This window comes from Micromonospora sp. NPDC049257 (genome assembly GCF_040678915.1).
GTDB lineage: Bacteria > Actinomycetota > Actinomycetes > Mycobacteriales > Micromonosporaceae > Micromonospora > Micromonospora antibiotica.
This window is the reverse complement of sequence record NZ_JBFAQU010000031.1, coordinates 1-19,953: the sequence shown is the minus strand read 5'-3', so window position 1 is coordinate 19,953 and position 19,953 is coordinate 1. Positions and strand designations below refer to the sequence as shown.

The 19,953-nt window shown below is 72.9% G+C and carries 15 protein-coding genes; 6 read left to right on the top strand and 9 right to left on the bottom strand.

The annotated features are described in order from the left end of the window. Positions 1-155 precede the first annotated feature (155 nt). Positions 156-1,628 (top strand): sugar transferase, encoded by a 1,473-nt coding sequence (locus tag AB0K25_RS28355; RefSeq protein ID WP_255598569.1) that lies wholly within the window; start codon positions 156-158, stop codon positions 1,626-1,628. 32 nt (positions 1,629-1,660) lie between these two features. On the opposite strand, the gene AB0K25_RS28350 is transcribed toward AB0K25_RS28355, so the two are convergent. After that, the gene (locus AB0K25_RS28350; protein WP_357534958.1) at positions 1,661-2,794 is read right to left on the bottom strand and encodes a PP2C family protein-serine/threonine phosphatase; all 1,134 of its coding nucleotides are present in this window, start codon (positions 2,792-2,794) and stop codon (positions 1,661-1,663) included. A 93-nt stretch (positions 2,795-2,887) separates the two neighbouring features. Here AB0K25_RS28350 and AB0K25_RS28345 point away from each other — a divergent pair, with 93 nt between their 5' ends. Then, entirely contained in the window at positions 2,888-3,400 is a 513-nt protein-coding gene (locus AB0K25_RS28345; RefSeq protein WP_208568506.1) for a MarR family transcriptional regulator, read from the top strand. A gap of 10 nt (positions 3,401-3,410) precedes the next feature. Here AB0K25_RS28345 and AB0K25_RS28340 read toward each other — a convergent pair whose 3' ends face one another. From AB0K25_RS28340 to AB0K25_RS28330, 3 genes are all read right to left on the bottom strand, one after another. Next, positions 3,411-4,394: a cobalamin-dependent protein gene (locus tag AB0K25_RS28340; protein ID WP_357534956.1), complete on the bottom strand. Its 984-nt coding sequence runs from the start codon at positions 4,392-4,394 to the stop codon at positions 3,411-3,413. 149 nt (positions 4,395-4,543) lie between these two features. Next, on the bottom strand, positions 4,544-6,166 hold the full coding sequence (locus AB0K25_RS28335; RefSeq protein WP_357534954.1) for a PP2C family protein-serine/threonine phosphatase: 1,623 nt from the start codon (positions 6,164-6,166) through the stop codon (positions 4,544-4,546). A gap of 182 nt (positions 6,167-6,348) precedes the next feature. Beyond that, on the bottom strand, positions 6,349-7,611 hold the full coding sequence (locus tag AB0K25_RS28330; RefSeq protein WP_219464401.1) for an ROK family protein: 1,263 nt from the start codon (positions 7,609-7,611) through the stop codon (positions 6,349-6,351). Positions 7,612-7,684: 73 nt separating this feature from the next. Between AB0K25_RS28330 and xylA the strand changes: the two genes are divergently transcribed. The 3 genes from xylA to AB0K25_RS28315 all read left to right on the top strand — a co-directional run bounded on the left by xylA (position 7,685) and on the right by AB0K25_RS28315 (position 11,991). Then, positions 7,685-8,872, top strand: a complete 1,188-nt coding sequence (gene xylA, locus AB0K25_RS28325; protein ID WP_208568456.1) for a xylose isomerase — start codon at positions 7,685-7,687, stop codon at positions 8,870-8,872. An 11-nt stretch (positions 8,873-8,883) separates the two neighbouring features. After that, positions 8,884-10,371 carry a xylulokinase gene (xylB, locus tag AB0K25_RS28320; protein ID WP_219464400.1) on the top strand — a complete coding sequence of 496 codons (1,488 nt, stop codon included), beginning with the start codon at positions 8,884-8,886 and terminating at the stop codon, positions 10,369-10,371. Positions 10,372-10,578: 207 nt separating this feature from the next. Next, on the top strand, positions 10,579-11,991 hold the full coding sequence (locus AB0K25_RS28315) for an MFS transporter (protein ID WP_219464399.1): 1,413 nt from the start codon (positions 10,579-10,581) through the stop codon (positions 11,989-11,991). Between the two features lie 498 nt (positions 11,992-12,489). Here the strand turns inward: AB0K25_RS28315 and AB0K25_RS28310 are convergent, their stop codons facing one another. The 5 genes from AB0K25_RS28310 to AB0K25_RS28290 form a co-directional block, all read right to left on the bottom strand. After that, complete coding sequence (locus AB0K25_RS28310) at positions 12,490-14,130, bottom strand: glycoside hydrolase family 13 protein (protein ID WP_357534951.1); 1,641 nt, start codon at positions 14,128-14,130, stop codon at positions 12,490-12,492. A gap of 82 nt (positions 14,131-14,212) precedes the next feature. Beyond that, positions 14,213-15,286 (bottom strand): LacI family DNA-binding transcriptional regulator, encoded by a 1,074-nt coding sequence (locus AB0K25_RS28305; protein WP_219464397.1) that lies wholly within the window; start codon positions 15,284-15,286, stop codon positions 14,213-14,215. A gap of 69 nt (positions 15,287-15,355) precedes the next feature. Further along, positions 15,356-16,321 (bottom strand): carbohydrate ABC transporter permease, encoded by a 966-nt coding sequence (locus AB0K25_RS28300; protein WP_208568461.1) that lies wholly within the window; start codon positions 16,319-16,321, stop codon positions 15,356-15,358. Position 16,322: 1 nt separating this feature from the next. Beyond that, complete coding sequence (locus tag AB0K25_RS28295; protein ID WP_208568462.1) at positions 16,323-17,372, bottom strand: sugar ABC transporter permease; 1,050 nt, start codon at positions 17,370-17,372, stop codon at positions 16,323-16,325. Between the two features lie 74 nt (positions 17,373-17,446). Further along, positions 17,447-18,787: an ABC transporter substrate-binding protein gene (locus tag AB0K25_RS28290; RefSeq protein ID WP_219464396.1), complete on the bottom strand. Its 1,341-nt coding sequence runs from the start codon at positions 18,785-18,787 to the stop codon at positions 17,447-17,449. Positions 18,788-19,085: 298 nt separating this feature from the next. On the opposite strand from AB0K25_RS28290, the gene AB0K25_RS28285 reads away from it, so the two are divergent. Further along, complete coding sequence (locus AB0K25_RS28285) at positions 19,086-19,838, top strand: peptidoglycan DD-metalloendopeptidase family protein (protein ID WP_357534949.1); 753 nt, start codon at positions 19,086-19,088, stop codon at positions 19,836-19,838. The last annotated feature ends 115 nt before the right edge of the window (positions 19,839-19,953 follow it).

The window sequence follows — 19,953 nt, the reverse complement described above, 5'->3', positions numbered from 1 at the left end:
AAGAAAACTGACAGTAATGCGTCCGAAGCAATAGGTGAGCATCATTGTGGGGCAGGATGTCGGGAGCGCTCCGGCCGGCAGGCCCCGCCAGAGGTGAGCATCGGGCTCGGAGCCGACAAGTGTGATGTGGGGGAGGTTGGGTGACCTCGGCAACGCTGTCCACGCCCGTCCGTACCCCGCCGTCGGCGCCAGGTCGCCGATCGGCGGGTACCCGTTCCCAGGCCAACCAGCGGGGCTACGTCCGCACCCTGGTGGTGCTGGACACCGCCGTGCTGTCGCTGGCGGTCCTCGCCGGCTACGCCACCCGCTTCGGCGACGCGGTGCCGCGCGGCTCCGAGATCCCGTACGTGGTGGTGGCACCGGCCCTGGTGCTGGTCTGGTTGGTCTCGCTCAAGGCACTGCGCTGTTACGACGACCGGGTACTCGGCTACGGGGCCGACGAGTACCGGCGGGTCAGCGGGGCCAGCCTGCGCCTGGCCGGTGGGGTCGCGATCGCCGGTTACATCTTCGACGCCGGGGTCTCCCGGGGTTTCCTCGGCATCTCCTTCGCCGTCGGCACGGTCGGGCTGGTGGTCACCCGGTTCGCCGCCCGTAAGGCGCTGCACCGGGCCCGCTGCCGGGGCGACGGATGGTCCCGTCGGGTCCTCGTCGTCGGGGACACCGCACACGTGCTGGAGTTGGTGCACACCCTGCGTCGGGAGCCGTACGCCGGCTACCACGTGGTCGGCGCGTGTATCCCCGACGCGCTGCTCGCCCCCGTGCCGCAACGGCTCAGCGACGTGCCGGTGGTCGGCTCCCTGCGGGGCATCCCGGAGGCGGCCGCCGCGATCGGCGCGGACACCGTCGCGGTCACCGCGTCCGGCGAGTTGACCGCGACCCGGCTGCGCCGGCTGGGCTGGCAGTTGGAAGGCACCGGGATCGACCTGGTGGTCGCCCCGGCGCTCACCGACGTGGCCGGGCCGCGCATCCACACCCGGCCGGTGGCCGGGCTGCCGCTGATCCACGTCGAGGCGCCCGAGTTCCGGGGGGCCCGCAAGCTGGTCAAGGAGTTCGTCGACCGGTCGGCCGCCGCGGTGGCGCTGGCACTGCTGCTGCCGCTGGTGGCGGTGATCGCGCTCGCCGTCAAGCTGGACAGCCGGGGCCCGGTGCTGTTCCGGCAGACCCGGGTCGGGCAGGGCGGCCAGGAGTTCGGGGTGCTGAAGTTCCGCACCATGGTGGTCAACGCCGACGCGCTCCTCGCCGAACTGGCGGCCCGCAACGAGACCAACGGGCTGATGTTCAAGATGCGCGACGACCCGCGGGTCACCCGGATCGGCCGCCTGCTGCGGAAGTGGTCGGCCGACGAGCTGCCCCAGCTGGTCAACGTGCTGCTCGGGCAGATGAGCCTGGTCGGCCCCCGTCCGCCGCTGCCCTCCGAGGTGGCCCGCTACGACGGCGACGTGGCCCGCCGCCTGCTGGTCAAGCCCGGCATGACCGGCCTCTGGCAGGTCAGCGGCCGGTCCGACCTGAGCTGGGAGGACGGCATCCGGCTGGACCTCTACTACGTGGAGAACTGGTCACTCGCCGCCGACCTGACCATCCTGTGGAAGACCTTCGGCGCGGTGCTGCGCGGGCGCGGGGCCTACTGACCCGGCCCCCGCGGCCCGGCCCGCACTCCGGTTCACGGGTGCGGGCCGGGCCAGTCCAGGCAGACGACCACCGCGTCGTCGACCAGGTCACCGGCCACGAAGGCGCGCAGGTCACCGATGAGCGAGCGGACCGCGTCCAGCGGCGTCATCGGTCCGGTACGACGCAGGAAGCGCTCCAGCGCCGTCTCCCCGTACCGGACGTGCCGGTCCGTCGCGTCGAGCACGCCGTCACTGAGGACGAAGAGCCGGTCACCGCGGCGCAGCTCGAAACGCTGGTGCTGGTAGTCGGTGCCCTCGAACATGCCCAACGGGAACTGTTTGTCCAGCACCTGCTCGGTGACCTCGCCGTCGCGCAGCAGCATCAACCGGGGCGACCCGGCGTCCACCGCGGTCAGCACACCGCTGCCCAGATCCAGCTCCATGACCAGGGCGGACAGGTGCTGCTCACCCCCGTGCAGGGCATAGATCGCCTGGTCGGCGAGGGCGACCTGGTCGGCGAGGCCCAGTCCGCCCCGGCGGGCGTTGCGCAGCGCGTGGGTGGCCAACGCGGTGAGCATCGAGGCGGCCACCCCCTCACCCGTCCCGTTGATCGTCGACAGCCACAGCCGGTCGCCGTCGTCGGACCAGTCGAAACTGTCCCCGCGCACCGCGTACGCCGGTTCGAGCTGGCCGGCGAGGCGGAACGACGGCCGGTCCCGGCTGCGTCCCGGCAGCAGTTCCCACTGCATCTCGGCGGCCAGGGTGAGCCGGCGGGCCCGGCGCGAGGTGCGGTACACGTCGGTGCCGGCGGTGACGGCGGCCAACTCGTGCCCCAGGGCGGTGGCGATGCGGGCCAACTCGCCGACGGTGGCCCGGTCGTCGGGCACCGGGGCCAACCGCAGCACCCCGCGCCGTTCACCCCGCATCCCGACGGGGAACCAGCCCACCCCCTCGGTGAGCACCGGCTGCTGGTGGTCGAAGCAGCGCCAGGCCGGGTGACCGGGGCCGCTCACGGGCTCCCCACCGGCCAGCGGCAGCAGCACCGACAACCGGTAGTCGACCTGGAACAGCTCCACGTCGGTGATCCGATAGGCCCGTGTCAGCTCCCCGGCGAGCCGGTCCAGCAGCAGGTCCGCCGGAGATTCGGTCAGCACCTGCCGGGCCCGGGCCTCGGGTCCGCTCGTCATCACGCCTCCTGAAAGCGCAGATCCCCTGGTACGGGGGGTAGTCTCGGGCCCACCATGGCCGAAGAGAGTGGTCCTTACGGATCAGACGTGAGTATGGCCGCCGAGTTGGACGGCGCGACGGGGACCCTGCTGTCTGTGTGGGAGGCGGCCCGGGAGAACACCACCAGCCGGCTGTCCGGCGCGCAGTTGCGCGCCGTCATGGTGGTCGAGCGGTACGACGGGATCAACCTGCGCCGGCTCGCCGCCCTGCTGAACATGTTGCTCTCCTCGGCGAGCCGGCTCTGTGACCGACTGGTCGCCGCCGGCATGCTGGAGCGGGAGCCGGGCCGGTCGGACCGACGGGAGATCGCCCTGCACCTGACCCCGGAGTCCATCCGCCTGCTCGCTGAGCTGCGGCGGGACCGCCGGCAACGGCTCGCCGACGTGCTGGCCGGGATGAGCGGCGAGGGGCGGCAGGCACTGCTGCGCGGTCTGGTGGAGTTCGACCGGGTGGCGCGGGCCCGGGAGGGGGAGACCGGGCCGGCGGTGGAGTTCCGGTCGGCACCGCACCCACCCACCCAGCCCGGTCCGGGCTCCGCCGACCCACCGGCGGCCCGCTCGGCCTGACCCGGGCCGGTCACGGTGGCGTGGCCAGTGCGGTCCGGGCCCGGTGCAGGTGGTCGGCCGAGCGGGGATGCTCGGTCAGCGCGGTGGCACACACCCGCAGCACGTCGTCCACCAGCCGGGCCCCGTCCCTGGTGTCGAGCACCCCCGCCTGCCAACGGACGAACTCGACCAGCAGCTGCGGGTCGCCGATCCGGATCGCCGCAGCCAGCGCGTCGACCAGTTGGGCGACGACCCCGGCGACCTCCTCCGCCCGTTCCGCCGCGGGGGTGACCTCGCGGAGCACGAGCTGGACGAGTTCCCGACGGCGACGCAGCACCGGTACGTACTCGTCGGAGCCGGCCGTCGGCGCGGCACCGGTGTGCGGGGCCGCGAGCAGCGGGCCGGACAGCAGCCGGACGGCGTCCCGGGCGGTGGCGCCCCAGCCGGCGGCACCGACCGCGGTGGCCCAGCGGCCCTCGGGGCCGAAACCGGGCCCGCCGGCCACCACCGGCACCCCGGCCGCCCGGCACGCCTCGACCATCCGCCCCGCCCGCACCAACCGGCTCGGCTGCACGCAGCTCAGCAGCACCGCGTCCGGGCCGGTCTGATGCAGGTAGGAGACCAGGTGCCGGACCGGCACACTGGCGCCGAGGAAGGTGACCCGCCAGCCGGCGGCGCGGACCACCTCCATCACGATCCGGGCGGCCAGCGCGTGCCACTCGCCTTCGACACAGGCCAGGACCACGTGGCCCCGGTCGTCCGTCGGGGCGGTGTGGGCGGCGACCGCCTCGACCACCTGCTCGCTGACGTGGGTGGCCGCGTGCTCCTGGGCGATGCTCCACCGGCCGGACAGCCAGCGCAGCCCCACCTCGCGCTGCGCGACGGCGACCAGGTCCACCAGGACGTCGGCCACCGAGGCACCCGCGTCCAGCAGCCCGGTCGCGAGCCGGATGGCGCCGCCCAGGTCGGCCCGGTCCAGGCAGCCGAGGTAGGCCTGGACGACACCCGGTGCCACCCGCCCCGGTCCGTCCGGTGTGACCCGCCCCGGATCTTCCGGTGTGACCCGCCCAGGATCTTCCGGTGGCGGTCGGCGCGTACCGGCCGGTTCCTCGCCGGTCGCCCGGCCCGGTTCCTCCCGGGTGGGTTCGTCCGGGGTCGGTCGGGTCACGCAGGTTCCGCCGCGCAGACGGCCAGCATCGCGATGTCGTCGTGGCTCTCGCCGTCGAGCCACTCGTCGACGAGCTGGAGCAACCAGTCGATCACGGCGGACGGCGGCAGCCCGGCCACCGAGGCGAGCGCCTGCCGCAGCCGGTGTTCGCCGAACATCTCGACGGCCGCCGATCCACCGCGTGCCTCGGTCACCCCGTCGGTGTACGCCAGCAGCAGTTCCCCCGGGGCGAGCCGCACCTCCACCTCGGCGAACGTCGCCGTGGCGAACGCACCGATCGGCATCCCGCCCACCCGCACCTCGACGATGCTCCCGTCGGCGCGTACCACCAGGGGGGACGGGTGCCCGCCGCCGGCGATCCGGACCCGGACCCCGCCGTCGGACCCCGGCTCGGTGGTGCCCAGCAGCAGGGTGGTGAACTGGCTACGCCGGGCGGCGTCGGGGGAGTCGAACAGTGCCCGGTTGAGCAGTTGGACGAGTTCGTGGGGGCGCTGCTCGACCAGTCGCAGGGTCTGCAACGACTGGCGTACCCGGCCGGTGAGCACGGCCGCGCCGACCCCCTTGCCGCAGACGTCGCCGAGGGCGAACAGGGCGCCGGTGGCGGTGGGGAAGACCTCGTAGAAGTCGCCGCCGATGCGCAGGCTGTCCCCGGCGGAGCGGTAACCACCGGCGAGGGTGACGCCGGGCACCGGGGGCAGCTGCGGGGGGAGCAGGCTGTGCTGGAGCACCCGGGCCAGGTGCGCCTGTTCGCCGTAGAGTTCGGCGGCGGCGATCGCGGACCCGGCGCGGGCGGCGAACTCCCTGGTCAGCTCGATGTCGCGCGGGTCGAAACCGGCCCGCCCCGCCCGCCGGACCAGGATCAACGCGCCAGCCGGCCCACCCGCGCTGAGCATCGGGCTGATCAGCACGGTCCCGGGGCGGCCGAAGGTCTCCGGCAGGACGGCGGTCAGGTCGGCCAGCTCGGCGTCGAGCCAGGGGCTGGGGTCGGTGGACTCGCCGTCGAGCGCCTCGACGAGCCCGGGGACCGCGCCGGCCAGTTGCCGGCTGGCGACCCCGCCGACCGGGCCGGGTTCGCCGTCGGCGTACCGGAACCAGTGCGGGAGGTCCTCGCCGGGCTGTGGTGACCGGTGCACGACCAGCGCGACGTCCGCGAGGTAGGGCACCGGCAGGGTGACGGTGGCCCGCAGGGTCTGCTCGCGGTGCAGGGACAGCCCGAGTCGGCTGCCGGCGCGGGCCAGGAAGGCGGTGCGGGAGCGCTCGGCGAGCAGCGCGTCGGTGCGGGCCTGTTCGTCGGTGACGTCGCGGACATACCAGGCGCAGCCGCCGGTGGCGAGGGGGCGGCAGACGCCGCGCAGCCGGCGGCCGTGGTGTTCGGCGTCGAACGTCCCGGTGCCCTCGACGACCGCCCGGGCCAGCGCCGGCACGGTGTGCGCGGCCAGGTCGACGCCGGGGGCCAGTTCGGGCAGGAGCTGCCCGGCCATCGCGTTGACCAGGGTGACCCGCCCGGCAGGGTCGGTGGTGACCACGGCCTCGGCGAGACCGTCGAGCAGCTCCCGGGCCAGCTGGGGGTCGGCCGGCAGCGACTGGTCCGCCGGCGGCCGGGCCGGCGCGTGCGACACCGGGCCATCCCCGCTGACCGGACCGGCGCGCCCGTCCCGACGGGTGGTCGTCACCGTCGGTCGCCGGGCGCGTCGGTCTGTCGACCTCTGCGCATGCTGGGAGTGCTCTCCTCGGTAGGAATCGTTGCCTCAGGGAAAGCGTACCGAGGTGGGGTGACGATCGCCCAGCCGACAACCGGGGGTCAGCGCGGGTGGGACAGCCACCCGGACGGCCGGGCGATGATCCGGCGGACGACCGAACCGGCCCCGCCGACGGCGGCGGATTCGGCACCGAGCGCCGCCGGGCGCACCGTCACCGGGGACCAGCCGCTGGTGAGCACCCGGTCGTCGAGTTCGGCCAGCACCGGTGGGCACAGCCACGGCGCGAGGGTCGCGTATCCGCCGCCGAGCACGACGGTGTCCAGGTCGAGCAGGTTCACCACCCCGGCGACGGCGACCCCGAGGGCGGTGCCGGCGGCGTTCAGCGCGGCGAGCGCGGCCGGGTCACCGGAGCAGGCCAGGTCGGCCAGCCGGCGGGCGGCGGTGTCGGCGGGCAGGTCCGCGCCCGCCAGCCCGGCCGCCGCCAGCACGGCCTCCTGCCCGGCGTACGTCTCCAGGCAGCCCCGGGCGCCGCAGCGGCAGGTGGGACCACCCGGATCGACAGGTACGTGGCCCAACTCGCCGCTCCAGCCCCGGGAACCCCGGAAGAGCGCCCCGTCGAGCACGATCCCGGCACCGATGCCGATCTCGCCGGAGACGTGCAGGAAGCTCTGTGGGCCGCCGGGGCGGGCGTGCAGTTCGCCGAGCGCGGCGAGGTTCGCCTCGTTCTCCACCACCAGTGGGGGCACCCCGTCGACCGGGTCGGTGAGGGCGGGGTGACCGGCGAGCAGGGCCGGCACGTCCACGTCCCGCCAGCCGAGGTTGGGGGCGAGCCGGACGAGGCCCCGCGCGTCGACCAGCCCCGGCACGGCCAGGGCCGCCCCGGCCAGGCCGAGTCCGGCGTCGTCGGCGACGGTACGCGCCCGGCGGGCCAGGGCGACCAGGGCGGTGAGCGCGTCGGCGGGGGAGAGGGGGCGCAGGTCGATCCGGCGTACCTCGTGGTGCCGGACGGCACCGGTGAGGTCGACCACGCAGGCCGCGAGGTAGTCGACGTTGACCTCCAGGCCGAGCCCGGCCGGGCCGGTGTCGCCGAGCAGCAGCCCTCGGGCGGGCCGGCCGGCACCGGTGCGGGGCGCGGGATCGGCCTCGGTGACCAGCCGGCCGGCGATCAGGTCGTCGACGACCGCGGACACGGTGGCCCGGGTCAGGCCGGTGTCGGCGGCGATCTCGGCCCGGGAGGGCGGCCGGCCGGTGTCGGCGATCCGCCGCAGCACCACGGCGAGGTTGAGTTCGCGCAGGCTTCCCTGGCGGACCGCGCCGACGGTCCGGGTCTCGGTCACCCCTTGACAGTGCCACAGCACGGCCATTTAATTCAACCACTGAACAAATTGCGGGCGACACACCCACCGCCACCACCATCATCCCCACCGGAGGTCTGCCATGGCACCCCGTCCCACCCCCGCCGACAAGTTCTCCTTCGGGCTCTGGACGGTGGGCTGGCAGGCCCGTGACCCGTTCGGCGACGCCACCCGCCCTGAGCTGGACGCCGTCGAGGCCGTGCACCGGCTCGCCGAGCTGGGCGCGTACGGCATCACCTTCCACGACGACGACCTGATCCCGTTCGGCGCCGACAACGCCGCCCGGGAGGCCCAGCTCGCCCGGTTCCGCAAGGCGCTGGACGAGACCGGGCTGGTCGTGCCGATGGTCACCACCAACCTCTTCACCCACCCGGTGTTCAAGGACGGCGGTTTCACCAGCAACGACCGTGACGTCCGGCGCTACGCGCTGCGTAAGGTGCTGCGCAACGTCGACCTCGCCGCCGACCTGGGTGCCAAGACCTTCGTCATGTGGGGCGGCCGGGAGGGCTCCGAGTACGACGTGGCCAAGGACATCCGGGCCGCGCTGGACCGCTACCGCGAGGCCGTTGACGTGCTCTGCCAGTACGTCGTCGACCAGGGCTACGACCTGCGGTTCGCCATCGAGCCCAAGCCGAACGAGCCGCGCGGCGACATCCTGCTGCCCACCGTCGGGCACGCGCTGGCGTTCATCTCCGAGCTGGCCCGCCCCGAGATGGTCGGCCTCAACCCGGAGGTCGGGCACGAGCAGATGGCCGGCCTCAACTACGCCCACGGCATCGCCCAGGCGCTCTGGCAGGGCAAGCTGTTCCACCTCGACCTCAACGGCCAGCGCGGCATCAAGTACGACCAGGACCTGGTCTTCGGCCACGGCGACCTGATGAACGCGTTCGCCCTGGTGGACCTGCTGGAGAACGGCGGCCCCAACGGTGGTCCGGCGTACGACGGCCCGCGCCACTTCGACTACAAGCCCTCCCGCACCGAGGACATCGCCGGGGTGTGGGCGTCGGCCGAGGCCAACATGGCGACCTACCTGCTGCTCAAGGAGCGGGCGGCGGCGTTCCGGGCCGACCCGGAGGTCGTGGAGGCGCTCGCCGCCAGCAAGGTCGGCGAGCTGGCCAGCCCGACGCTGGGCGACGGTGAGGGCTACGCCGGGCTGCTCGCCGACCGGTCCGCGTTCGAGGAGTTCGACGTGGACGCGACGGCCGCGAAGGGCTTCGGCTTCGTCCGGCTCAACCAGCTCGCCGTCGAGCACCTGCTCGGCGCGCGCTGAGGCGGCCCGGCATGCCGCTCGTCGCCGGGGTGGACTCGTCCACCCAGTCCTGCAAGGTGGTGATCCGGGACGCGGAGACCGGCGCGCTGGTCCGTGAGGGCCGCGCGCCGCACCCGGACGGCACCGAGGTCGACCCACGGGCCTGGTGGGATGCCCTGCTGGCCGCCGTCGAGGCGGCCGGCGGGCTGGCCGACGTGGCGGCCGTGGCGGTCGCCGGTCAGCAGCACGGCATGGTCTGCCTGGACGAGGCGGGCGAGGTCGTCCGGCCGGCGCTGCTGTGGAACGACACCCGGTCCGCCGACGCGGCCCGGGACCTGATCGCCGAGGCCGGCGGCGGGGAGACCGGCCGCCGGTTCTGGGCCGACGCGGTGGGGCTGGTCCCGGTGGCCAGCTTCACCGCCACCAAGCTGCGCTGGCTGGCCCGGCACGAGCCGGAGCACGCCGCCCGGGTCGCCGCCGTCTGCCTGCCGCACGACTGGTTGACCTGGCGGTTGGCGGGCGCCCCGGGCCTGGCGGCGCTGCGCACCGACCGGGGTGACGCCAGCGGCACCGGCTACTGGTCGCCGGCCACCGGGCAGTACCGACCCGACCTGCTGGAACAGGCGTTCGGTCGGGTCGTCGAGGTGCCCACGGTGCTCGGCCCGGCCGAGCAGGCCGGGGTGCTCGACCCGGGCGTGCTGGGCGGTGCCGCCGGCCGGCCCGACGGCGCTGCGGGCTCGCCCACGCCGGGCGGGGACGTCCTGCTCGGCCCCGGCACCGGGGACAACGCCGCCGCCGCGCTGGGCGTCGGCGCGGGTCCGGGCGACGTGGTCGTCTCGATCGGCACCTCCGGCACGGTCTTCGCGGTGGCGGACACCCCCGCCGCCGACGCCGGGGGCGCGGTGGCCGGCTTCGCCGACGCCACCGGCCGGTTCCTGCCGCTGGTCTGCACGCTCAACGCGGCCCGGGTGCTCGACTCGGCGGCGACGCTGCTCGGCGTCGACCTCGACGCGTTGTCCGAGTTGGCGTTGAGCGCCCCACCCGGGGCGGACGGCCTGGTCATGGTGCCCTACCTGGAAGGGGAGCGGACCCCGGACCGGCCCACCGCCACCGGCTCGGTGCATGGCCTCACCCTGCGCACCGCCACCCCGGCCCACCTGGCCCGGGCGGCGGTCGAGGGGATGCTCTGCGCGTTGGCCGACGGCCTCGACGCGCTGGTCGCCCAGGGGGCCACCGTCGAGCGGGTGATCCTGGTCGGTGGCGGGGCCCGCTCGGCGGCGGTCCGCCGGATCGCGCCCCAGGTCTTCGGTCGCCCGGTGCTGGTGCCCCCGCCAGGGGAGTACGTCGCCGACGGCGCGGCCCGCCAGGCCGCCTGGCTCGCCCTGGGTGGCGCGACCCCGCCCACCTGGGCGCCGAAGGACACCGAGGAGTACGCGGCGGAGCCCGTCCCCGCCATCCGGCAGCGGTACGCCGAGGCCCGCGACCACACCCTCGACCGGGTGGCCGCGACCGGGGAGTGATCCACCCGACCGGCGACGTCGACCGGTGACCGGCGCACGGGGGCCGGTCACCGGTCGACGACCGGGTCCCCCGTGGTCCTGCCGGTCACCTCCGACGAGGGCCCGGCCACCTGTCGGGCGTGGTGATCCCGCAGGGACGGGGTCGGCGGTGCCGCCCCGGCGGGGGTGCCCGTCGGGCCGGGAGACCCACCTGGTTGGCTGCCGGACATGACCGGCAGCAGGATGCCCCGGCGCGGAAACACGGCGCACCGCCTCTACAGCGTCGTGGTGTTCGTGGTGCTCGCCTCGCTGGACAACGTGGCGATCGGCCTGGTGCCCCCGCTGTACGGGCCGATCTCCGGGGCGCTGGGGGTGCCGCAGCGGATGCTCGGCCTGGTCACGGCGGTGAGCTTCCTGGTCAGCGCGGTCGCGGCGGTGGCCTGGGCGTACGTCGGCGACCGGACCAACCGCAAGCCGCTGCTGATGGTGGGCACACTGGTCTGGGCGGCCGGCACCGGCGGCAGCGCGTTCGCCACCGGTTTCCCGACGTTCCTCGCCGCGCAACTGGTCGCCGCGGTCGGGTTGGGTGCGGTCGGCTCGGTCGGGTTCTCTGTGGTGACCGACCTGATCTCCCCGCGTCGCCGGGGGCTGGTGATGAGCTTCTGGGGGCTGTCCCAGGGGGTCGGCACCCTGGCCGGCACGCTCACCGGCGGGCTGCTCGGCGCGACCGACTGGCGACGCCCGTTCCTGCTGCTCACCGTGGTCGGTCTGGCCGCCACGGTGGCCTACCTGCTGACGTACGACATCCGGCGCGGGCAGAGCGAACCGGAGCTGGCCGGGGCGATCGAGGCGGGCGTCGAGTACGACTACCGGATCACCCGGGCCGACCTGCCGCGCATCCTGGGCCGGCGGACCAACCGCTGGTTGATCATGCAGGGCCTCACCGCGCAGGCGGCGTTCGGCTCGCTGGTGTGGCTGCCGGTGTTGTTCGCCGAGCGGGCGCAGGGGCAGGGCTACTCGGCGGCGACGGCGGTCGTGGTGGGCAGCGTCTTCGCCACCCTGTTCCAGCTCGGCGGGGTGTTCTCCATCGTCGGCGGGCTGGCCGGGGACGCGCTGCAACGGCGTACCCCCCGGGGGCGGGCCCTGGTCGCGGCGGTCGGCATCCTCGCGGCGCTGCCGTTCTACCTGGTGCTGTTCTTCGTGCCGATCCGGATCGACGTGCCCGACGGCGGCGGCACCGGCGCGGTGGTGGGTGCGGTGCTGGCCAGCGTGGTGACCGAGCCGACGGTCGGGCTGAGCCTGCTGACGGCCCTGGTGGCGTTGGCGCTGACCTCGGCGAACTCGCCGAACTGGTTCGCCCTGATCGCCGACGTCAACCCGCCGGAGCACCGGGGCACCGTCTACAGCCTGGGTAACCTGGTCAACGGGGTCGGCCGGGCAGCCGGCAACGGGCTGGTCGGGGCGGCCTTCCACGCGTTGCGGGTGGCCTTCCCGCCGCCGTTGAACTACGCGGTCGGGCTCGCCGCGTTCCAGCTCTTCTTCATCCCTACCGGGCTGATGTACTGGCTGGCCTCGCGCACCTCACCCCGCGACATCACCGCGGTTCGCGACCTGCTGCACGACCGCGCAGCCCGCCGCTGACCTGCCCGCCGGGGCCTGCCTGCCGGGGCCTGCCTGCCGGGGCCGTGTCGCTCCCGCTCGGTCGGGCCGGGCAGGTACACCCCGTCGCGTCCTTTCGAGCTGATGACGTTGACGGATCACCAGCCAGCCCGAACGCGTCGCCGTCCGTGGCCCGCCATCGTGGCTGAGAGGCCGGTGTGGGCGGGACGGGACGTTCCCGGCCGATCGGCTTGGGGCGGGTCTTCCGCCGCTGAGCTGCTGTCGTCACTTTGGTGGGTGCGTGTCATCCGGGTCGGTGAGTCGCTGACGTCATCAGCTCGAAAGGACGCGACCGGCAGTACCCGGGCCCCGGTCCCGTCCCGCCCGGCAGGTGTCACCGGTGAGCCCGAGCGTCGGCACCGCCGGGGAACTGCACCGCCTGAGCGCCGGGCACCGTCGGGAGTGAAGCCGCCCGAGCGCCGGGCACCGCCGGGCGCTGCACCAACGGGTGGATGCAGCGCCCGGCGGTGCCGGAGTGGGTCAGGAGTGCCGGACCCAGACCGTGACGTCGGTGGGAACCCGGCCGTCGGCGTCCAGCGGCGCGCTGCTGTGCAGCAGCTCCCCGGCCGGGGGCGGCACCGCGGCCGTGCCGAAGTTGGTCAGCACGGTCAGCCCGGCGTTGCGGAAGATCAGCGTCTCGTCGCCGGAGGAGAGCCACTCCAGGGTGCCCCGACCCAGGCCGTGCTCGCGCCGCAGCCGCAACGCGGTCCGGTACGTCTCGTACGTCGAACCGGCCACCCCCTGCTGCCGGTCCAGGGCGTACTCGGCCCACAGCGGCGGTTGCGGCAGCCAGCTGGCGTCGGTCGGGCCGAAGCCGTACGACGGGGCGTCGGCCTCCCACGGGATCGGCACCCGGCAGCCGTCCCGGCCCCGCTGGGTGTGGCCGCTGCGCTCCCAGGTCGGGTCCTGCCGGGCCTCGTCGGGCAGCGTGGTGTGCTCCGGCAGCCCCAACTCCTCGCCCTGGAAGAGGTAGGCCGAGCCGGGCAGGGCCAGCATCAGCAGGGTGGCCGCCCTTGCCCGGCGCAGGCCCAGCGCGGCGTCCGGCTGGGGGTCGCCGATGCCGATGCCGTTGGGTCGGCCGCCCTGGGCGGACAGGCCCATCCGGGAGGCGTGCCGGATGACGTCGTGGTTGGACAGCACCCAGGTGGTGGGGGCGCCGACGGCGTCGGTGGCCTCCAGTGAGCGGGTGATCACCGCGTACTGGGCGGGGGCCGTCCAGGCGGCGAGCAGGTACTCGAAGTTGAACGCCTGGTGCATCTCGTCGGGGCGGACGTAGCGGGCGATCCGTTCGGCCGGCTCCACCCATGCCTCGGCGACCAGGATCCGCGCGCCGTCGTAGGAGTCGAGCACCTGCCGCCAGTCCCGGTAGATCTCGTGGACGCCGTCCTGGTCCCACATGGGTGGGCGCGGCTTGTCCGCCTCGTTGCCGGAGAGGATCTCCTGCGGCTCCTCCCAGTTGGCCAGGTCGGCCTGTTTGATCAGGCCGTGCGCCACGTCCACCCGGAAGCCGTCGACCCCCCGGTCCAGCCAGAACCGGAGCACGTCCAGGAACTCGGCGCGGATCTCCGGGTTGTCCCAGTTGAGGTCGGGCTGGGCGGTGTCGAACAGGTGCAGGTACCACTGGCCGGGCCGGCCGTCGGGCTCGACGAGCCGGGTCCAGGCGGGGCCACCGAAGACGCTCTGCCAGTCGTTGGGCGGCGTCGCGCCGTCCGGGCCGAGGCCGTCGCGGAAGATGTACCGGGCCCGCTCGGGGCTGCCGGGGGCGGCGGTGACGGCGGCCCGGAACCAGCGATGCGCCGACGAGGTGTGGTTGGGCACCAGGTCGACGATCACCTTGAGGCCCTTCGCGCGGGCCTCGGCGATCAGCGCGTCGGCGTCGGCCAGGCTCCCGAACAGCGGGTCGACGTCGCGGTAGTCGGCGACGTCGTAGCCCGCGTCGGCCTGCGGCGACGGGTAGAACGGCGACAGCCAGACGGCGTCGACACCCAGCTCGGCCAGGTGCCCGAGCCGGGCGGTGATGCCGGGCAGGTCACCGATGCCGTCGCCGTCGGAGTCGGCGAAGGACCGCGGGTAGATCTGGTAGATGACGGCTTCGGTCCACCATCCGTGGGCCACGCCCATGGACTGGTCCTGCTGCCTCGCGTCGGTGTTCAGAGCCTTCTCCCTGTGTCGAGCGTGCCGTGCCGTGCGGGGGTGAATCCGTTCAGTGTGCCCGGGGAGGGGCGGTCGATTCCCGTACCACCAGCCGAGTGGGCAGGATCACCGGCGGGGTCGGCGTGGTGCCGTCGCCGTCGGCCCCGCGGGGAGCCGGCACCCGTCCGGCGTACGGCTCGACGGTGCCGGTGCCCAGCGGATCGAGCAGCAGCCGGGCGGCGAGCCGGCCCTGCTCGGCGGCGGGCTGGGCGATGGTGCTCAGCCCGAGCACGCCGGACAGGTCGTGGTCGTCCACGCCGATCACGCTGACGTCCTGCGGCACCCGCAACCCGGCGTCGCGCAGCGCGGTCATCGCGCCCATCGCGATCTCGTCGCAGGCGGCGAAGATCGCCGTGGGTGGTTCGCCCCGGGCCAGCAGTTCGACGGTGGCCTGGTTGCCGCCGTCGATGGTGAACTGCGACTCCATGTCCAGGCTGGGATCGGGGCGCAGACCCGCGCGGCGCAGCGCCTCCCGGTAGCCCCGACGACGGTCGGTGTGGGTGGTGAAGGCCAACTCGTCGGTCGGGTCGCCGGAGATGTGGGCGATCCGTCGGTGGCCCAGGTCGAGCAGGTGCCGGGTGGCGGTCCGGGCCGCCGCGACGTCGTCGATCCGGACGCAGGGCCAACCCGGCACCGTGCTGCCGGAGCTGATGGTGATGCCGGGCAGGTCCAGCTCGGCCAGGGCGGTCAGGTCGGCCGGCCGTAGCGGGGTGGCGACCAGCACGATCGCGTCGACCCGCTTGTGCAGGTTGGCGGTGCGCAGCACCCGCTGCCGCACCTGCTCCCGCCCGCCGAGGTTGTAGAGCAGCAGGTCGTAACCGGAGTCGTGGAGGAACTCCTCGACCGCCTCGACGACGGTGCCGAAGAACCAGCGGGTGATCCGGGGGACCACCACGGCGACGGTGCCGGTCCGGCCGCCGGCCAGTCGGGAGGCGCTCGGCGACACCGCGTACTGGAGCTGTTCGGCGGCGGCGAGCACCCGGCGGCGCGTCGCGGCCGACACCGTCGGCAGGCCGCGCAACGCCCGTGAGACGGTGGCGGTGGAGACCCCGGCCAGCCGGGCCACGTCGTCGATCCTGGTCACGCTGTGGTTCCCCCGCTCCGCGCCGCCCTCCGCCGCCGCCCGGTGCTGCCGGGCGGCGGCGAATGGACCTCAACCCTTGACGCTGCCGGCGAGCAGACCGCGCACGAAGAAGCGCTGCAACGACAGGAACACGACAAGCGGTACGACGATCGAGACGAACGCGCCGGCCGTGAGCCGCTGCCACTCGTTGCCCCGGGTGCCGGCCATCTCGGCCAGCCGCACGGTGAGTGGGGCGGTCTCGTTGCCGCCCCCGGCGAAGATCAGTGCGACCAGCAGGTCGTTCCAGACCCAGAGGAACTGGAAGATGCCGAAGGCCGCCAGGGCCGGGGTGATCAGCGGCAGCACGATGGTGCGGAAGATCTTGGGGTGGGTGGCCCCGTCGACCCGGGCCGCCTCCATCAGGTCCCGGGGCAGCTGCGAGACGAAGTTGTGCAGCAGGAACACCGCGAAGGGCAGCGCGAAGCAGGTGTGCGCGAACCACACCTGGGCGAACTTCTGCTCGTCCACCAGGTTCCAGGCCGGCATCAGCTGCACACCGGCCACGGTGACCCCGGTCGAGAAGAACTTCAGCAGCGGCACCAGGGCCATCTGCAACGGCACGATCTGCATCGCGAAGATCGCGATGTAGAGCCAGTCCCGCCCCCGGAAGTTGATCCAGGCCAGTGCGTACGCGGCGAGTGAGGCGAAGGCCAACGGGAACAGCACCGAGGGGATGGTGATGGCCAGCGAGTTGATGAAGTAGCTGGCCAGCTGCCCCGACGAGGAGGACGAGCCGAAGAGCACGTCCTGGTAGTTCTCCAGGGTGAACTGCGGGTCGGTGAAGAACGTCCACCAGCCGGTGGACTTGATCTCCGCCTCGGGGCGGAACGAGGAGATGAACAGGCCGAAGGTCGGGATCGTCCAGAGCAGCGCGATCACGATCGAGACCAGGGTGGCGGTGCGGCTGTTGAGCCGGTTACGGACCCGGCCGGCGGTGGTGGTCGGTTTCCCGGCGGCCTGGGCCCCGGCTCCGACGGTGGGCGTGGCGGTGGTCATCTCAGCCCTCCCGCTGTTGACGCAGGTTGCGGATCTGGTAGATCACGATCGGGATCACCAGGATGAAGAGGAAGACCGCCAGGGCGGAGCCCTGCCCGTTCTCGCCGTACCGGAACGCCTGGTTGTACATCTCGTTGGCGATCACGCTGGTGTCGTAGTTGCCGTTGGTGGCCGTCCGGACGATGTCGAAGACCTTGAGCGTGGCGATCGACAGGGTCACCACCACCACGATCAGCGCCGGACGGATGCTCGGCATGGTGATCTGCCAGAACATCTGCCACGGGCTGACCCCGTCGAGGCGGGCCGCCTCCACGATGTCCGCCGGGATCGCCTTGATCGCCGCGGAGAGCACCACCATGGCGAAACCGGCCTGGATCCAGACCATGATGACGATGAGCAGGAAGGTGTTCAGCGGTGAGTCGAGCAGCCACTGCCGGGGTTCTCCGCCGAGGCTGACCACGACCTGGTTGAGCAGGCCGATCTGGTCCTGGTCCTCGCTGCGGTAGGCGTAGACGAACTTCCAGATGATGCTGGCGCCGACGAACGAGATCGCCATCGGCAGGAAGATCAGTGACTTGGCGATGGACTCGAACCGGGCCTTGTCCACCATCACGGCGTAGAGCAGGCCGAAGCTGGTGGCCACCAGCGGCACCAGCAGCACCCAGATGAGGGTGTTGAGCAGGACCCGGACGATCGAGTCCTCGGAGAACATCCAGCTGTAGTTGCTCAGCCCCACCCAGTCTTTGCTGCCGGCGTCCATGAAGGAGAGCAGGACGGTCCGCAGCGCCGGCACCACCAACCCGATGCTGAGCAGCAGCAACGTCGGCAACAGGAAGAACAGCGCGAACAGCCCCTCCCGCGGCTTGCGTCGGCGGGGCAGTGGACCACCGCCGGTCGAGGCGGCGACCAACTGCGCCTCCCGACGGCGGGCGAACCAGGCCGGCACCACGTCGAGGAGCAGGAGCAGACCGCCCACCACCGCGACGAAAGCGATCAGCCCGTACATCAGCATGAGGAACTTCGGCTGTTCCTCAGCGAAGTCGAACTCCATCGACCCTCCCTCTCAAGGGTTCGGTATCAGACGGTGGCCCGGCCCGTGGGTACGGACCGGGCCACCGTCTCAGCTCACTTCCAGCTGTTCTCGATGTTGCCCAGCACGGTGGCGGTGTCCTTGCCGTTGATCCACTCGATCATGCCCTTCCAGAAGGTGCCGGTGCCCACGGCGGCCGGCATCAGGTCGGAGCCGTCGAAGCGGAACACGGTCTTCGGGTCCTGGAGGATGCCCACGGAGAGCTTGTCCACCGGGTTCGGGACGTTGGCCAGGTCGAGCTTCTTGTTCGCCGACACCCAGTCACCGATCTTGGCGCGGCTGTTGGCGTACTCGCCGGAGGCGAGGTAGGTCTGCACCGCCTGGACCTCGGGGCGGTCGGTGAAGGCCGCGACGAACTCGCCCGCGCCCAGCACCGGCTTGCCCTTGGCCGGGTCGATGGACGGGAAGTAGAACGCGAAGACGTCGCCGTCCTCGGCCACCTTGGTGCCCTTCGGCCACTGGTTGGCATAGAAGGACGCCTGCCGGTGCAGGGCGCACTTACCGGTGGTGATCGGGACGCCCGCCTCCTGGAAGGAGGTGGTGGCGATGCTCTTCACGCCGCCGAAGCCGCCGTTGACGTACTTCTCGTTCTTGAGGATGGTGCCGGCCCGGTTGAGCGCGTCGGCCACCTTTGGGTCGTTGAACGGGATGCCGTGGGTGGTCCACTGGTCGTAGACCTCGGGGCCGGCTGTACGCAGAAGCACGTCCTCGATCCAGTCGGTGGCCGGCCAGCCGGTGGCGTCCTGGGACTCGATGCCGGCGCACCACGGCTTGGTGCCGCTGGCCGCGATGGTGTCGGAGAGCTTGATCAGCTCGTCCCAGGTGGTCGGGGGCGCCCAGCCCTTCTCCTTGAAGGTCTTCGGCGAGTACCAGACGAACGACTTGACGTTCGAGCCCAGCGGGGCGCCGTAGAACTGGCCGTTGACGGTGCTGTACTTCAGCCAGTCGGGGGAGTAGTTCGCCTCGGCCTCGGTCTTGGTGGCGGCGGCGACAGGCTTGAGCTTGCCGGCGTCGGCGAACCGCTTGATCAGGCCGGGCTGCGGGATGAAGGCGAGATCGGGGGCGTTGCCACCGTCGACCCGCACGGTGATCTGGGCCTCGAACTCGCCGGAGCCCTCGTGGTCGATCTCGATGCCGGTGCAGTCCTCGAACTGCTTCCAGGACTGGGCCAGCCGGTCGGCCTCGATGTCCCGGATAGACGAGTAGGCGGTGACCTTCTTGCCGTCGAGGTCGCCGTACTTCTCAAATGCGGCGCACTCGGCGGAGCCCGCGTTGCTGCTCTTCTTGTCGTTGCCGGTGCCACAGGCGGCGGCGCCGAGGGCCAGCCCCAGCACGCCGGCGATCGCGAGAGCCTGGCGTGATCTGGCAAACGCCATGCCGTTCTCCTTCCTTGCCGGCGCGCCCACAGGTGGGGGAACCCGACGCCGGTCCGATGAGTCGTCCCCACATGTAAGCGCTTGCATCCCGATCGGTCCACCCCCCTGGTGGACACGGCCCGGTAACAATCACGAAACCCTCTCACCGCTGGTGGGCGCGCTCCCACCCGTGGTCACCGAATAGGGGTGGGCAGGGGTCCGTACCGCTTCCCATTGATGGCGATATCTGCCACCCTCAGGGCAGGACATCGAAGAATCTCTACATCGGAGGTGCTGGATGCGTAAACGGTGGTGGAGCTTGCTGGCAGCGTTTCTGCTGGCCACCGGAATCCTGGTGCCGGCCGGCCCGGCGTGGGCCGCGCCCACGTTCAAGGTGCCCTTCCCCTGCAACCAGTCCTGGTCCGGCCAGACCCGGTCGGACCACAGCCCGGCGAACGCGATCGACTTCAACCGCACCGACGACGTCGGTGACCCGGTGGTCGCCAGCGCCCCCGGCACCGTCGACCGGGTCACCGACCTCGGCGGTACGAGCTACGGCAAGTACGTCCGGATCGACCACGGCGGCGGCTACACGACCTACTACGCCCACCTCAACGGCTTCAACGTCTCGGTCGGGCAGCAGGTCGGCTACGGCAAGGTGATCGGCTGGGTCGGCTCCACCGGCGGCTCCACCGGCCCGCACCTGCACTACGAGCAGCGCCTCAACGGCGACGACATCAAGGTCAAGTTCAACGGCACGGTCGCGCTGTACTGGGGCACCAAGACGTACACCAGCGGCAACGGCTGCTCCAGCGGCACCGGGTCGGGCACGGTCGACACCGCCGGCACGCCCCTGACCGTGCGGTCCGGGCCGGGCACCGGCTACGCGTCGGTCGGCACGGTCGCCGACGGCACCAACGTCACCATCGGCTGCCAGACCAGCGGCACCACGGTCACCGGCACCTACGGCACCAGCGCGATCTGGGACCGGATCGGCTCCGGCCGGTTCATCGCCGACGCCTACGTCTACACCGGCCACGACGGCTACATCCCGAACGTGCCCCGCTGCTGAGACCGGACCCGTCGGGCCGGGGGCGGGTCGGCATCCACGCCGTCGTCGCCGCCGTCGCCGTGCCGGTGATCGCCATCGGCGGGGTCACCGCCGCCACCGTGCCGGCGCTGCGGGC